The following is a 15,077-nucleotide window of genomic DNA, read 5'->3' as shown; positions in this document are numbered from 1 at the left end:
TAGTAATTTGCTTGACAGGACAAGAATGATCCACTAAAGTCTCTAAGTTAATGCTAATTAATTGCAACTTCAGGGAGATGTCATCAACCCCATGACATTAGTCAATCGCGGTTAATGGGCCATGGGGTTTTTATTTCAGTTAAGTCATCGACGGTTATTTTTCTAAGGTTTTAAAACGTCCTAGGCCCAGTCAATATTTCTGGGCTGTTTATCAGTGGACTTTAATTTTTGCTATTAAATTTCAACTATTTAGATCGATGCTTAGGTGTTTTCAGTTTTCAATTCAGGATTATTCTCAACAGCGGATTGCGTGGACATCTGTGCTACTTGCTGTCTTAGTGGTGCTCACCAGTATTGTCGCCTTGTGTCAGGGGGCCGTCTCCATGGGGCCAGATCAAGTTTGGCAAGCGTTGCGACATCAGGGAGACCCGATGTTTCAAACGATTATTTGGGACTTGCGGTTACCTCGTATTGTGGTGGCCTTGGTAGTGGGGGCTGCTTTGGGGTTATCCGGTGCGCTCCTCCAAGGGTTACTCCGCAATAGTCTCGCCGATCCGTTTATCCTCGGTATTTCGGCGGGGGCTGGTTTAGTGGCGATCGCCTTTATTACCCTCAATGTCCTGGCGATTTGGATTCCCCTGGGGGCTTGGCTGGGGGCTTTGGTCACCGCAGCGGTAGTCTATGGCCTCGGCTATGTGGGCGGCGGTCTGTCGGTGGAACGTCTGGTACTGGCGGGGGTGGCGGTAAGTTCTCTGTTTGGAGCAGTGCAAACCACCCTCATTCTTTTGGCGGATGATAGTCGCATCCAGGCGGCCCTCAATTGGCTAATCGGTAGCCTCAATGGTCGTGGTTGGCAGGATTTGAGCCTAGTTGCGCCCTATCTGAGCGTGGCTTTGATTGTCGGCTGTCTATTGGGACGGTCTTTAAATTTGCTGAACCTCGGTGATGATGCGGCGGTGGGTCTGGGGGTTTCCCTAGGGCGATCGCGGTTACTGATTGGCGGCATTGCCAGCTTATTGGCGGCTAGTGCAGTGAGTATTTCTGGCCTTATTGGTTTTGTGGGTTTGGTGGTGCCCCATGGGGTACGGCTCTTAGTAGGAGCAGACTACCGCTGGATTTTGCCCCTCTCGGCCCTGGCTGGGGCATGGGTTCTCACCTTGGCGGATCTGCTGTCTCGCTCTGGGGCGGTGGAATTACCCGTGGGAGCCGTCACAGCCCTATTGGGATCACCCTTATTTATTGCGTTGCTTTATCGGCGGGGTCGGGAGGCTCAGGCATGACATTATCACAGGCATTACAGGTACAACCGCCAGAATCTTCATGGTCATCTTTGCTCGAAGGAGAGCATCTGTTTGGGGGCTATACCAAAAGGTCGGTTGTTCAGGATGTCAATTTAACAGTTCATCCAGGGGAATGGCTGACTATTGTGGGGGGCAATGGATCGGGAAAATCTACCCTACTCCGACTTCTCAGTCGCATTCTCAAACCCCAACGGGGGGTAGTGCGCTTAGATGGCAAAGCAATTCAGCGGCGATCGCCCCAGGAAATTGCCCGCAGTCTGGCGATTTTGCCCCAACAATCCCGAATTCCGATGGGCTTAACGGTGCGGCAATTGGTCGGTTTAGGGAGAGCCCCCCACCAGCGCTGGTGGCAGTGGGAATACAGCGAGGCGGATCAGGCCCAAATTCATCAAGCCTTGGCCCAAACTCAACTGTTACCTTTTGCGGATCGCCCTGTGGCGCAACTGTCTGGCGGGGAACGTCAACGGGCTTTTCTGGCTCTAGCCCTCGCCCAAAAGCCAAAGATTCTCATCTTGGATGAACCCACGACTTTTTTAGATATCCATTATCAACTGGAACTGTTGGAGCTGCTCAAGCAGTTAAACCGCCAGCAAAATTTGACCATTGTCACCGTTCTCCATGAGCTCAATTTGGCGACCCGTTACAGCGATCGCCTGGCCATGATTAAGGACGGCAAACTCTTTGCCCTAGGGACACCCGCTGCGGTGATTACCCCGGAAAATCTGCGGTTTGGCTTTGGGGTAGAAGCGGTGACAATGCCGACCCCCGTAGGGTTACAAGTCTGCGTTTTAGGGCCAGCCTCGGTTTAATTACAGACACCACTACTCTCTCTCAAGTTTGGTCTTTCCCTACATCAGATCGTGCTCTATTTGTTCTAATTACATCTATTTATACTCATTAATTTATTTATTCATGGAACGTTCTTCTCTGCGTTATAGCTTGGCGTTGTGTGGCTTGGTGCCGTTGATGTTTTGGATGTCCCCGGACAAGGCGATCGCCCAAACAAATCCGGAAACGAACCAGTTGGCCCAAGCCCAACCAGCTACCATCACTGGAATTCGCCTCGACACCCGGCCCAATCGTGTCAATATCATTCTCGAAACGGTGGCGGGGCAGCCCTTAACCTTGCCCGGTCAGCCCTTTATTCAGCGGGGGACAGATCTGGTCGCAACCATCGAACCCGCTATCCTCGCTTTACCCGATGGTCAAACTTGGCAATTTACCGCACCAACCGCCGATATTGCCGCCATTACAGTCGAACAACAGGGAGGTGATCGCCTAGAAATTATTGTCCAGGGTCAAGGGGAATTACCCACAACCGCTGTCTCCCTCGAAACCATGGCCACCGTTGCGACCAATGACGATATGGCAGATTTGACGGAAATGCCATTGGATCTAGATGCGATGCCCGTCGAAGAACTCGAAATTACGGTATTGGGTACGCGATCGCCACGCCTGGTGAGTCGTACCCCCGGCTCGATCAGTGTTATTGATGCCGAAGAAATTGACAATAATCTCGTCCAAGATTTGCGGGATCTTGTCCGCTACGAACCCAATGTTTCTGTGGGAAATGACCGACGCTATGGCCTGCAAGATATCAATATTCGCGGCCTTGGCGGCAATCGGGTGCTGATTCTCAATGACGGTATTCGCATCCCAACTCAATTTACCTTTGGCACTCCGGCCCTGGGACGAGATTATGTGGATCTCGATAGCTTGCAACGGGTCGAAATCATTCGCGGCCCGGCCTCTGCCCTCTATGGTAGTGATGCCCTCGGTGGGGTAGTTAGTTTCCAAACCATTGAACCTAATGATTTACTCTCTTTAACCGATAAAAATAACTTTACTCGCATCTCCACCGGCTTTGAAACCACCGACAAAAGCCTCAATTATGGCGCAGTGACCGCCTTCCGAGCCGATTCCCTCGAAGCATTAATTGGCTATACCGGACGCAGTGGATTTGAGGCCCGCCTCCCCGAAGGAAATGAATTTGTCGATGACCGCTATGGCGATCGCGATAATTTCCTTGGGAAATTAAATTTCAAGCTCAGTGAAAATTCTACCCTGGCCTTCACTACAGAAATTTTCCGCAGCACCAATGAATTCCAAGTTGCCCCGATTACTGCGGCCCTGCTCCAAGGCCCCCGGGGGTTCCAAGGTCAAAACGAAACTCTCGAAGCAGATTCCTACCGCGAACGATACAGCCTTGCCTATCTCTACGACAACCCCGACGGAGAGGGTTTTATTGATAATGCCAAGGCGCAAGTTTATTACCAAAATGCTGGTGTTGATGAATTGCGCACCCAGGACTTTTTAAATTTTGCCGGGACAGAACGACGTTTCCGTAATCTTAGCAATACCTTTACCGATGAACTGTTTGGCGGTGAAGTACAGCTCCAAAGTAATTTCCGTTGGGGCAAGATTGATAACCGTTTGACCTATGGCTTCGATTTATCCAAAACAAATAACGAGCGCACTAGAGACGGCCTAGAAACTCGCTTTGATAGCACTGGCAATGTCACCTCCACGACCAACCAAGTAGGTAGCGATAATTTCCCGGTAAAAGATTTCCCCGATTCGGAAACGACTCGCTTTGGCGTCTATCTGCAAAATGAAATGGCCCTTTCGGATACCTTTACTCTCTTGCCTGGTCTGCGCTATGACACCTATCGCCTCGATACTACTATTGACGAGCTTTACCAACGCAACAGTCCCGATGCCGAAGCTGCTGACTTTAGTGATTCTGCCCTTTCCCCTAACCTAGGGTTTGTTTGGCAAACTTCCCCAGAAATTGCCCTAGTTGGTCGTTACGCCCGGGGCTTCCGATCACCTTTGTACAGTGAAATCAATGCCGGTTTTACAAATTTAACCAGTCCTTTCTTCCGCTATAAAACCCTATCAAATCCGAATCTCAAACCGGAAACCAGCGACACCTTTGAATTAGGAATTCGTGGTGATTTTCCCCGGGGGAATTTTAGTGTGACGGGTTTCTATAGCTATTACGAAAATTTTATTGAAACCTTTGCCAATGCAGGTACAACACTCATCAACGGCAATTTGGTGAATTTGTTCCAATCCCAAAATGTCGGTGCTGCCCGCACCTACGGTGTCGAACTGGCCGGGGAATATCGCTTTAGCGAGCAACCCCATGGGTTTAGTCTGATCGGTAGTTTGGGCCTCACGGTGGGGGATGACCTAGAAGATGATGAACCCCTTGAAAGCGTAGAACCCCTCAAAGCGGTATTGGGACTACGTTATCGAGCGAAGGAAGATCGGTGGGGTACAGATCTCATTGCCACCTTGGTCGGTGAACCAAGACTCCGGGGCGATCGCCCGGCGGGTTCCTACAGTCCAGAGGGCTATGCCGTGGTGGATCTGTTGGGCTATTACAACATCAATCCCAATCTCAAGTTGAATGCGGGGATTTTTAACCTATTTAACAACCAATATTTCCTCTATTCCGACGTCCGGCCCCTCTTGAATTCGCCAGAACCCGTTGATATTGCCCGCTATGCCCAACCGGGAATTAGTCTGCGGGCTGGGTTGACGTGGCAATTCTAAGCTTGGTTTCACCCTAATTTTCCAGGGATCAATCGCTATGTTTTTGCTGTATCGTTCGCTCTTTGTTTCGTTGTTTTTACTCAATTTTGTTGTTTACCTATTGGAGACAATCCATGTCTGAAGTGATTACTGCTCAATTTCGTCACGTCATGTTGATGGTTGAAGATGTGGCCGCTGCTATTGACTTTTTCCATCGGGGGTTAGGGCTACCGATCAAGGCCCAAAGTCCCACCTGGGGAGAAGTAGAAGCCAATGGCACCACCATTGCTTTTCACAGTGTTGCGGAACCGCCAAACACAGGCAACACTCCCATTCTCAGTTTTTGTGTAGAGGATGTATATGGGGCGATCGCCCAACTCGAAGCCCTCGGTGGCAGCCTCGAAGGTCGTGTGCGGGAACCTTCCTTTGGCAAAGTGGCCGCAGTGCGGAGTCCCCAGGGGCAGTTAATTAGTCTCCTGCAACCGGTTGCTGTTTCTACCGTTTCAAAATAATTCCTTTCTTTCGCCGCCTCACACCCCACGGTTTTTTTAGTTCTCCTAATTGAATTACGATGCAAATGCCCTATTTTAAACGTTGCCTAAGCCTGTCCTTGTTGCTGTTAATGGTCGGTTGCAGCCAAAGTCCGTCGAATGTTGCGGATATCGCCCCAACTGCCCCGGAGATTAGCAATGCAGCAACCACCGAACCGGAAACGATCACCAAAATTGTCGCCCTCACTTCCCTGTCAGCGGATATTATTGCCCGTCTCGATGCAGAAAAATTAGTGGGAATTCCGGGAAGCCGTTTATTGGCAAACAACCCCACCTTTGCGGGACTGCCCACGGTCAGCGAAGGGCAAACGCCCCCCAGCCTTGAAAAAATTGTTGCCTTGAAACCGGATTTAGTCGTTGGTGCAACGGGATTCCATGATCAAGTATTGGCAAGATTGGAGGAGTTGGGCATTCAAACCCTCGCCACTGCTGTCCCCGATTGGCGATCGCTCGAAGCATTAACCCAAACCCTCGCCGAAAAAACCCAAACTGACCCAACGCCACTCCTCGAAAGCTACGCTCAATGCGTGCCCCAAGGTGCTTCTCCAGACGATCCGACTCTGGTTTTAGTCAGTAATCAGCCGATGCTTGCTCCTAATAAGGAGAGTTGGGCCGGAGATCTTTTGCAACGGTTTCAGTTAAATAATCTCGTCGCCGATCTCCAGGGTGATAGTCCCCAGCAGGGTTATGTCACCCTTTCCCCCGAAAAAGTCTTGGCCGCTAACCCTGAAATGTTAATCATGGTGGATGTCGGGGACGATTCGATCAATCAGCTCAAATCGGCTCCCTTTTGGCAGGACTTAGCAGCAGTGAAAAATGATCGCATCTATACTTTTGATTATTATGGCTTGGTGAATCCGGGGGGCCTTGAGGCAATTCAAAGCACCTGCGAAAAGCTCCAAAGTATCACCTAGGCACTGCCCCTACTCGGCCTTGTTCGTCTTGTAAAAATTCCACAATTTTGGACAAATTTATCCCATGACTGCTTTAAATGTCACAGATCTCAACGCCCTTTCTTTCCCGGAGGCGATCGCCTTTACCCAAACCTGGCTCGAACAGGTTGAATCCCAAAAATTAACGGATGCGGAAATTCTGGCGCAGATGCAGGCGTTGTTGAGTCACCGGGATGGGGTGCGGGGCTTTTTTGTGAGTTATTTAACGGGCAATAGCCCCCTCGCAGATCAACCCCCAGGGATTTTCTTGGACGGGTTTACCCAGACTGCTGAACACATCTACGAGATTTTGGTGAAAAATGTGGCGATGTCTACGGCCATGGCGATCGCCCACCGATGCAATGGTGATTTTAACCAACAGCAGGGTTCGGAACGGGTCAAAACACGCTCTTTGAATCTCCTCAAACAACTGGAACAGCGCGATTTAGTCGTTTTTAAAAATGAGCGATTACGTTTGCTGCAAACCCTCGAAGCTGGCTCAGGGGATTACCAAGATTTTTTACAACGTTGGCAGTATGACCCAGAGCAATATGATGCGATTCGTGTGTCGCTACAGTCAATTTAGAAGATTGTATAGTTAGCGATCGCCGCAAGCCCTTTAAATTAGTTTTTTTGATCTAAAATCTCTAGTAATTTTATGCAAAAAAATAAACAAATTGTCCAGTGCAAATTATTTTTTCTTTTTTGAAGATGAATGTATCAAATTAGTCGAATGTTAATTCAATGACGATTATTCTCACAACAACAGAATATGAACAACTCTGGGAAACGAGTTTTGCTCAAGGAAAAATTCAATTCACAGAAAACGATTGGAGCTATGCAATGACATGGCAACATCCTTTTGGCGAAAAAAAGTTCCAAAGTTGGCAGCTTCGTTCTGGATTAACCCTCGATATTGGTGAAAATAAAAGCGACTGCGATTGGGGTTTGGCGATAGAACATCCCGATAGCTATCCACTAACTCTTGCTTTTCAATTAGCAGGAAAAACCAGGGTGCTCACACAGCGAATCAAAAAAGATCATTATTACGAAGTGGCGGGGAAGAGTTATTTATTTGCGGTAGCTGGTTCAGATGAGGTTGAAGAAAAATTGGCAGGGGAAAAACTTCTAAGCGTAAGAATTCGTATCCAGCCAGATTTTTTTCGGACTTTATGCTCACATCAACCAGAGGAATTTCCCCAAAAAATTCGTTCTTTTATTGAAAAGCAAAATCAAGCTGTTTTCCATCATTGTATGGGAAATTTAACCCCTGGAATACAGTTAAATCTCAAGCAAATTCTCAATTGTCCTTACCAGGGAGTAATGAAACAGATTTTTTTGGAGAGTAAGGCCCTCGAACTGATCACGTTGCAGTTTAATCAGTTAAACGTATTAGAAACAGGCAGAAAACGCACTATACATTTACGGCCCCCAGAAATAGAGGCCATCCACCATGCTAAAGATATTTTGATTAGTCATTTAGATAATCCTCCGTCGCTATTAGATTTAGCTCGACAGGTAGGCCTAGGTGAGCGTAAGTTAAAGCAAGGATTTCGAACTTGTTTTGGCAAAACCACTTTTCAATATCTCCATAGTTATCGTATGGATCGAGCCCGCGAACTGTTAGCAGAAGGCCGGATGAGTGTTGCAGAGGTGGCTAGTTTAGTCGGTTACTCACACCTAAGTCACTTCGCGGCTGCCTTTAAACGCAAGTTTGGGATGAACCCGAGCATTTATGCTCGATCAAGGAGCTAGACATTGATCATTTTCGGATAAAAGTTGCCCCAAAATGGATAGACATGCCCTGAGAAAAAACGTAAACTCTGCTCACAAATAATTGAAAAAACTTAGCTATAAGAGTGTGATGTCACTGGGATAGCATTGTAGTTTTTAGTGACGATTAAGGTGTGAGATTTATGAAATATCAGTGGCAAAGTCTTGAAGGTCAAGCATTAAGCTTCGCTCTTGTGTCTTTACTTGGGGCAACCCCGGGTCTTGCGGCAGATCTTTCAATAGAAACTCTTTCGCAAAATATAACTGAGCAAGAGAACACGTTGGTGTCAATTACGGAGATTCAAGTAGTCCCGACAGCGACGCAATTAGAAATTTTTCTGGAGACGACGGCAGAGGGGATTCAGCCTACTTTTTTGGTTGAGGGCGATCGCCTGATTGTGGAAATTCCTAATGCAAGGTTACAGCTAGAAACAGGGGATAAATTTACGGCGATCGCCCCTTTTACTGGCATTATCGATGTGGTCATGACCCAACAGGGAGAAAATACAGTTCAGTTGGTGATTAGAGGCGATCAAAATACGCCGAATGTGGAGTTACTCTCTAGTCCTACAGGTTTAACACTAGGGGTACTCCCTGGACTTACGGTTGCGGAGTCAATATCAGATTTAGATGATTTTGAAACCCTTGAACTGGTCGTAACCGCGACCCGTACCGCAGAAACAACCGACGATGTACCGCGTTCTGTGACCGTAATTGACCGCGAGACCATCGAAACCCAGGCGAATTTGACCCGGAATTTACCTGAAATTCTCGGCAAATTAGTGCCTGGTTTAGGAGCTCCCCCCAGTGAAAGTGGCCCCCGTGCTTTACTACAAACCCTACGAGGACGGCGGGCGGTTATCTTAGTCGATGGCGTTCCTTTAACGTCTAACTATGGGTTAGATCGAGAACTGCGCACCATTGATCCAGATACCGTCGAACGAGTTGAAATTGTACGAGGCCCAACGGCGATTTACGGCGCTCAAGCAACAGGTGGCGTGATTAATATCATTACGCGTCGTCCTGATGATCGTCCGGTGACAGTGACGGCAGAAGTGGGCACGGAGCTATCCCTTTCTCATCTAAATGACAGTTTTGGTAATACTTTGGGCCTGGGCGTTTCTGGTAAAGATGATGTATTCGATTATGTTTTATCCTTGCGACGCGAAGATAATGGTGCCTTCTTTGATGCCGAAGGCGATCGCATTCCCGAAACTAGTGGTGGCGGTCTGATCGATGCAAAAGCTTACAGTGTCTTAGCTAAAGCAGGGGTTGATCTTGACGAAAATCAACGTTTGCAATTGACCTTTGATTTTTATGATGCCGATCAAGAGAGAAACTTTATTTCTGACCCAATTGTTAATAGCATCCCTGGCCTTCAAAAAGCGCGTGCTTTAGCCGTTAACTACAATGTCGAAGGCACGGACTTAGCAGGGGATCAAAATTTACTCTTAAATCTCGACTACAACCACGAAAACGTATTCGGAAGTCAAGTGCAAGCACAAGCTTACTACCGTGACTACACCTCAATCGTTGGTGCTGGTGATTTTCGTGGCGGCTTTTTTGATGCCATTGTGCGCCAGAGAGCCAAAGGAGATAAATGGGGCGGCAGATTGCAAGTAAATACCCCCATTGCCCTCGGTGGTTCAGACGTAAACCTTCTGTGGGGCTTAGATTATGTCCGAGAAAACAACGAAGCCCCCCTTGAGGTATTCGACGGCACCGCTTTTGATGCCGATCAAACCCTCCGCAAAATTGATGAACGCACTTTTGTTCCTTTATATGGCCTGAATCAACTTGGTTTATTCGCTCAACTCCAGTGGGATGTGAGTAAACAATTTTTGGTCAGTGGTGGGATTCGTCACGAACGTATTGGTCTAGAAGTAGACGATTACACTACGTTTTTTGGTGTTCCTATCCAAGGAGGAGAACTTGATTTTGATGCTACAGTTTTTAACATTGGTAGTGTCTATAACGTCACAGATTCAGTAAATATTTTCGCTAGCTTTGCCCAAGGTTTTTCGGTTCCAACTTTTGGCGGTGTTTTACGTCAGCCACCATCGAGATTTACTAATGTTGAACAAAACTTAGACTTAACTGAGCCGATAAAGGTCAATAACTATGAAATTGGAATTCGCGGTGATTGGCGTAACATCCAAGCTTCTTTATCTGCCTTTTATAACACTTCTGATTTGGGAGAAGACTATACATTTGTTAATGGTATTTCTCAATTAGTACGTGCCCCAGAGCGTTACTATGGCATAGAAGCAACCGTAGATGCAGACCTCGGTGAAGCTTGGCAAATTGGCGGTACATTTAGCTGGGCAGAAGGGGATAATGATCCCAGTGGTGAGGGTGATTTTCTCCCCATTAGTACTTTTAATGTGCAGCCAGCAAAACTGACAGCATATTTAGAACATCAGACTACCAACGACTGGCGTAATCGACTGCAATTCTTATATGTTGGTAATCGAGATCGAGCCTTTGAGCAAGGGGTTGATGCCGCGGCAATTAAAGATTACTTTGTGGTGGATTACATCAGTAACATGAAACTAGGTAAAGGAAATCTTCAGATTGGGATTCAAAACCTTTTGAATAATCAGTATATCCCTGTGCAATCTCAATTTGTAGGCGGTTTTAATGAAACCTTTAATGCCGCAGCTCGTGGTATTACCTTCAGATTGGGTTATTCAGTAGAATTCTAGTTTGGTTATGGAGGATGGATTTTATCTGTCCTCTTATTCATAACAATATTTATACTTAAAATATCCATAATTTTCAATAATTTAAGTGGTATTTACTCTGGTAAAAATAAGAGATTATTATGATAAATTCGCATTATTCAAAAATAAAATTTTTGAATTTATTCCGTTTTTTTAAATTACATAATTTTATGATGAAATTTACTGGTATTTTCCTCATCGTTATAAATTTACTTTTAGTTGCAGGATGTCAAACGGTCTCTAGAGATATCAATTCATCGACAGATAGTGAAATTACGACTGACCGAGAAAAGATTGTGTTACAAGATGCTTCGGGCACAGAAGTCACCTTAGATAAATCACCAGAAAAAATAATCTGCTTACATCTCAGTTGTGTAGATATTCTTGCTGAGTTGGATTTACGACCTGCCGGAATTACTGAAGGATTATATGATTTATCCAGCAGTCCTGTTTATTTTGGTGAAGAAGCAAAGGATATCGCCCCAATTTCTGGGCGAGGTGAACCTAACATTGAACAATTACTGTTAATAAAACCAGATTTAATTATTGGTCATGCGGCACAATATACTTCGCAACAGGAAACTCTAGAAAAAATTGCACCTCTTTATGTTACAGAAGTCTATACTATCACTGATGCTATTGATAATTTAAAGGCGGTCGCCAAATTAATGGGCAAAACAGAACAGGCTGAAGTTAGTATTCAAAATTTTCAGAATAAATTGGCTGATTATCAAAATCGATCTCCAAAAAATCTCACAGTATTGCTAACAAATGGAACTGAAGGAAATTTTTATGTTGCAACGGATCAATCTTTAGTGGGATCAATACTGGCTCAGGTTGCTAACTATCCTTGGCGGTTATCAGGCCAGATTCCTAGTGCTCTCAACTGGGTTATGCTTTCTCAGGAGGAAATTTTAACCCTCGATCCGGATGTGATTTTTATTTTGACTCCTTCAGCAAACCCGAACCGCTTAGAACAGTTGCAACAGGATGCTTTTTGGAAAGAATTAAAGGCTGTTAAGAATGAACAAGTTTATGAATTAGAAGATGTTAATGTTGGCGGACTTACCACTGGTACACGGGCATTGACTGCATTTTTAGATGAAATAATGCCGAAATTATACCCAGATGTTTTTGGTGAATTATCCCAACAGTCTAATTGATACTTCGCTAGATGGCGATCGCCCACCGACACAATGGTGATTTTAACCAACAGCAGGGTTCGGAACGGGTCAAAACACGCTCTCTAAATCTCCTCAAACAACTGAAACAGCGCAGTTTAGTCATTCTTTAAAATACTACCTACACTTATTCACTAAAATGTTCATGAACCGGAGGCGGAAATTGAACATATTCTTTTAATATCTTATAGTAATCATCATGAATAAATGGAGTTGGATTAGTAAAAGATTCTCGCCAAAAAGAGTTGCGAATAGTCTTTTTATGATATTGACCAAAATAAAAGTTTTTCCAAATCAAAGCTTTTCGAGAAGGAAGCTTATTTTTAATGGATTTTTCAAGAAAACCGTCATTAATGATAAGTTTGTTAGGCCGATCTTTAAAGTACTTGCTTTCAACTCTATTTAACTCTAAATTGAGTTGATTGACTTCAATCTCATTAGATATTCCACGCATGTAATAGCAATATCGACGAACATACCATATGGTCTTATCCAGCATCAAAAGTGATTCTAAGGGAATGTAACTAGGATAATCAAGATAACGATTAGGGCCATAATTATTTATATAATCGATAAATTCTAGACTATCTTCTGGAAGTGAAATCTTAAAATCTTCCATTTTATTAATACGATTAAGCGCCTTATTTAAGTCATGACCAGTCTTGGCACTCTGACCATTGAAGAGAAGAATCGCCTTAAAATATTTTTCAATACTTTGGAGACCAAGCCAGAGAAATTGCTGATCTAGTTGCATTCGGTATGCTGCGCGAGAAGCTATGTAGTCTTTGTCCGCTGTGTCGCGCAGTGACCGTGACGCAAAGTGATTGAGAACAGCCTGAGATTTAGAAATCATGCTTTTGTATGTTAGTCAACTAATAACTATATTAAGCGTTCTTGATTCAGCTTGTGATATTATTAGATGGTTTAAATATCAATATTTTTTTCCTTTAATTAAGATTTAAAAAAGCGATCTTTGAAAAAACGGTCATTTACCAAAGACCTTTATTTAGCTTAGCTGTGGCGATCGCCAATTCCTCAAAACCAATCGTCGCATTCACGAGATCTCGCAAGATTAATCTTGAAGTTTCTGGCTCGCCGCTGAGAAAAAGAGCAATTGCTTCATCCAAAAGAGTCGCTGCAAATTCTGGGTCTCGTTGCACTCGTGCATTAAGCGTTTCTTCAAAGTCCCTTGTCAAGATCATTATCCTTTCCCTTTTATTATGATTATCGCTGAGAAAGTTGGCGATCGCCTTGGGAAATCGGAATACACATCGGCGTGTGGGTGATCGGGTCGGGGATAATTTCCGCCTGCAACCGAAACACATCCGCCACCATGGTTTGGGTCATCACCTCGCTGGGGTGGCCCTGGCTGTAGAGTTTGCCGTTTTTAATCGTGACGAGGTGATCCGCATAACGGCAGGCCAGATTTAACTCATGGAGCACCATCACAATGGTTTTACCCTCCGTGCGGTTGAGATGAAACAGCAGATCTAAAACTTCAATTTGGTGGGCCAAATCTAAGAAAGTTGTCGGTTCATCCAGTAATAAAATGTCAGTGTTTTGCGCCAAGGCGATCGCAATCCAAGCCCGCTGCCGTTGACCACCCGACAGAGTATCCAAATCCCGATCTGCAAATTCCTGCATCCCTGTAATTTGCAACGCTTTTTCGACGTAATATTCATCTTCCTTTGACCACTGCTGCCACCAAGTTTGGTGAGGGTAGCGGCCCTGGGCAACGAGATCGCGCACCGTTAGCCCTTCCGGGGCCGTGGGATTTTGGGGGAGAATGCCCAGCCGTTTGGCGATCGCCTGATTAGAATACTTTTGAATCGCCTTGCCATCGAGATAAATATTGCCCTGTTTTGGGGGGAGCAGTCGCGCCAGCCCCCGCAACAGCGTTGATTTTCCTGAGCCATTCGCCCCTACTAAAATCGTAATTTTTTCAGCAGGAATCGCCAGATTAAACTGCTCGACAATTGTCTTCTTGCCGTAATTTAAGGTGAGTTGCTTCGCGCTCAGTTGGCTCATGGTTTAACGTTGTTTGATCAATAAATAGAGAAAATAGGGGGCACCAAGGATCGCGGTAATAATGCCACAGGGCAATTCCAAGGGCGCAAATAAAACGCGACCAATCAAGTCCGCCACCACCACCAAGCAGCCGCCCATCAAAGCCGCAGTCGGCAACAATCCTTGGTGAACATTGCCGACCCACTGGCGCGCAATGTGGGGTGCAACTAAGCCGACAAACCCAATGGCCCCCGCCGTTGCCACCGATGCCCCGGCCAAGGCCGTACTGACCAAGATTAATAATCCCCGTCGCACCTCGATGGAAACCCCTAAACCTTGGGCGAGGTCATCACCGAGATGAAAGCTGTTTAATTCTTTACTCATGAACCAAGCCACACTACTGCCGATCACGATCCACGGCACGAGGGCGATCGCCTGCTCCCAACTGCGCCCATAGACACTGCCCGCCAGCCACACCAACGCCTGAGAAACTTGATTGATGTTGCCGAAGGTGACGAGTAAATTGGTCAGGGCCGCCGCAATCAAATTAAAACCAATGCCCACCAAAATGAGGCGCAAGGGTGAACTGCCCCCCTGCCAAGCGATCAGATAAATCAACACCGTCACCGCCAAAGCCCCCCCAAAGGCCGCTAAGGGTAATACCGCCACAGACACACCCGGAAAGATCACAATTAAACTCACCGCTGCCAAGGCTGCACCGCTATTGATGCCGATAATGCCCGGTTCCGCTAAGGGATTGCGGGTTAAGCTCTGGATAATTGTCCCGGCGATCGCCAATCCCACCCCCACCAACCAAGCCACCAAAATTCGGGGCAAACGCAGGGTCAGCAGCACAAAGCTGGCGTCACTATCGCCGTTGAAACTCAGTAATGTTTGGAGAATTTCAAGGGGCGGAATAAAAAATTCCCCCACCCCCAAGCTGATGATCATCGCCGCGAGGGTACTTATGAATAAAAAGGCGATCGCCAAGGGCACCCGTCGATCCAACTGCAACGAAAAGGGTAAGAAATTAGGCCGAAAAGTTAGGGGGGTTTTGCTCATCGTTTCA

Annotated in this window: 13 protein-coding genes; 9 read left to right on the top strand and 4 right to left on the bottom strand. The window is 46.1% G+C overall.

The window, feature by feature from the left end:
• Positions 1-320: 320 nt before the first annotated feature.
• The 9 genes from AACT35_RS05655 to AACT35_RS05615 all read left to right on the top strand — a co-directional run bounded on the left by AACT35_RS05655 (position 321) and on the right by AACT35_RS05615 (position 11,983).
• A complete protein-coding gene (locus tag AACT35_RS05655) occupies positions 321-1,280 on the top strand; it encodes an iron chelate uptake ABC transporter family permease subunit (RefSeq protein ID WP_173867234.1) in 960 nt (319 codons plus the stop codon).
• Positions 1,277-2,110 (top strand): ABC transporter ATP-binding protein, encoded by an 834-nt coding sequence (locus tag AACT35_RS05650; protein ID WP_099239011.1) that lies wholly within the window; start codon positions 1,277-1,279, stop codon positions 2,108-2,110. The genes AACT35_RS05655 and AACT35_RS05650 overlap by 4 nt, the downstream gene beginning before the upstream one ends.
• A gap of 103 nt (positions 2,111-2,213) precedes the next feature.
• A complete protein-coding gene (locus AACT35_RS05645) occupies positions 2,214-4,862 on the top strand; it encodes a TonB-dependent hemoglobin/transferrin/lactoferrin family receptor (RefSeq protein ID WP_254047996.1) in 2,649 nt (882 codons plus the stop codon).
• A gap of 113 nt (positions 4,863-4,975) precedes the next feature.
• Positions 4,976-5,353 (top strand): VOC family protein, encoded by a 378-nt coding sequence (locus AACT35_RS05640; RefSeq protein ID WP_099239009.1) that lies wholly within the window; start codon positions 4,976-4,978, stop codon positions 5,351-5,353.
• A gap of 59 nt (positions 5,354-5,412) precedes the next feature.
• Entirely contained in the window at positions 5,413-6,306 is an 894-nt protein-coding gene (locus AACT35_RS05635) for an ABC transporter substrate-binding protein (RefSeq protein WP_099239007.1), read from the top strand.
• Positions 6,307-6,370: 64 nt separating this feature from the next.
• Positions 6,371-6,910 (top strand): hypothetical protein, encoded by a 540-nt coding sequence (locus AACT35_RS05630; RefSeq protein WP_099239005.1) that lies wholly within the window; start codon positions 6,371-6,373, stop codon positions 6,908-6,910.
• A gap of 158 nt (positions 6,911-7,068) precedes the next feature.
• Positions 7,069-8,079, top strand: coding sequence for an AraC family transcriptional regulator (locus AACT35_RS05625; protein ID WP_099239003.1), 1,011 nt, complete (start codon positions 7,069-7,071; stop codon positions 8,077-8,079).
• Between the two features lie 302 nt (positions 8,080-8,381).
• A complete protein-coding gene (locus tag AACT35_RS05620; RefSeq protein ID WP_216820533.1) occupies positions 8,382-10,802 on the top strand; it encodes a TonB-dependent receptor domain-containing protein in 2,421 nt (806 codons plus the stop codon).
• 188 nt (positions 10,803-10,990) lie between these two features.
• Positions 10,991-11,983, top strand: a complete 993-nt coding sequence (locus tag AACT35_RS05615; RefSeq protein ID WP_216820532.1) for an ABC transporter substrate-binding protein — start codon at positions 10,991-10,993, stop codon at positions 11,981-11,983.
• A gap of 145 nt (positions 11,984-12,128) precedes the next feature.
• On the opposite strand, the gene AACT35_RS05610 is transcribed toward AACT35_RS05615, so the two are convergent.
• The 4 genes from AACT35_RS05610 to AACT35_RS05595 all read right to left on the bottom strand — a co-directional run bounded on the left by AACT35_RS05610 (position 12,129) and on the right by AACT35_RS05595 (position 15,070).
• Complete coding sequence (locus tag AACT35_RS05610; protein WP_099238997.1) at positions 12,129-12,854, bottom strand: HEPN domain-containing protein; 726 nt, start codon at positions 12,852-12,854, stop codon at positions 12,129-12,131.
• A 136-nt stretch (positions 12,855-12,990) separates the two neighbouring features.
• Positions 12,991-13,203, bottom strand: a complete 213-nt coding sequence (locus AACT35_RS05605) for a hypothetical protein (RefSeq protein WP_254047995.1) — start codon at positions 13,201-13,203, stop codon at positions 12,991-12,993.
• A gap of 22 nt (positions 13,204-13,225) precedes the next feature.
• A complete protein-coding gene (locus AACT35_RS05600) occupies positions 13,226-14,029 on the bottom strand; it encodes an ABC transporter ATP-binding protein (RefSeq protein ID WP_099238995.1) in 804 nt (267 codons plus the stop codon).
• A gap of 3 nt (positions 14,030-14,032) precedes the next feature.
• Positions 14,033-15,070: a FecCD family ABC transporter permease gene (locus tag AACT35_RS05595; RefSeq protein WP_099239041.1), complete on the bottom strand. Its 1,038-nt coding sequence runs from the start codon at positions 15,068-15,070 to the stop codon at positions 14,033-14,035.
• Between the last annotated feature and the right edge of the window lie 7 nt (positions 15,071-15,077).

It is taken from the genome of Synechococcus sp. BDU 130192, assembly GCF_963876085.1.
GTDB lineage: Bacteria > Cyanobacteriota > Cyanobacteriia > Cyanobacteriales > MRBY01 > MRBY01.
This window is presented reverse-complemented; position numbering and strand designations above follow the sequence as displayed.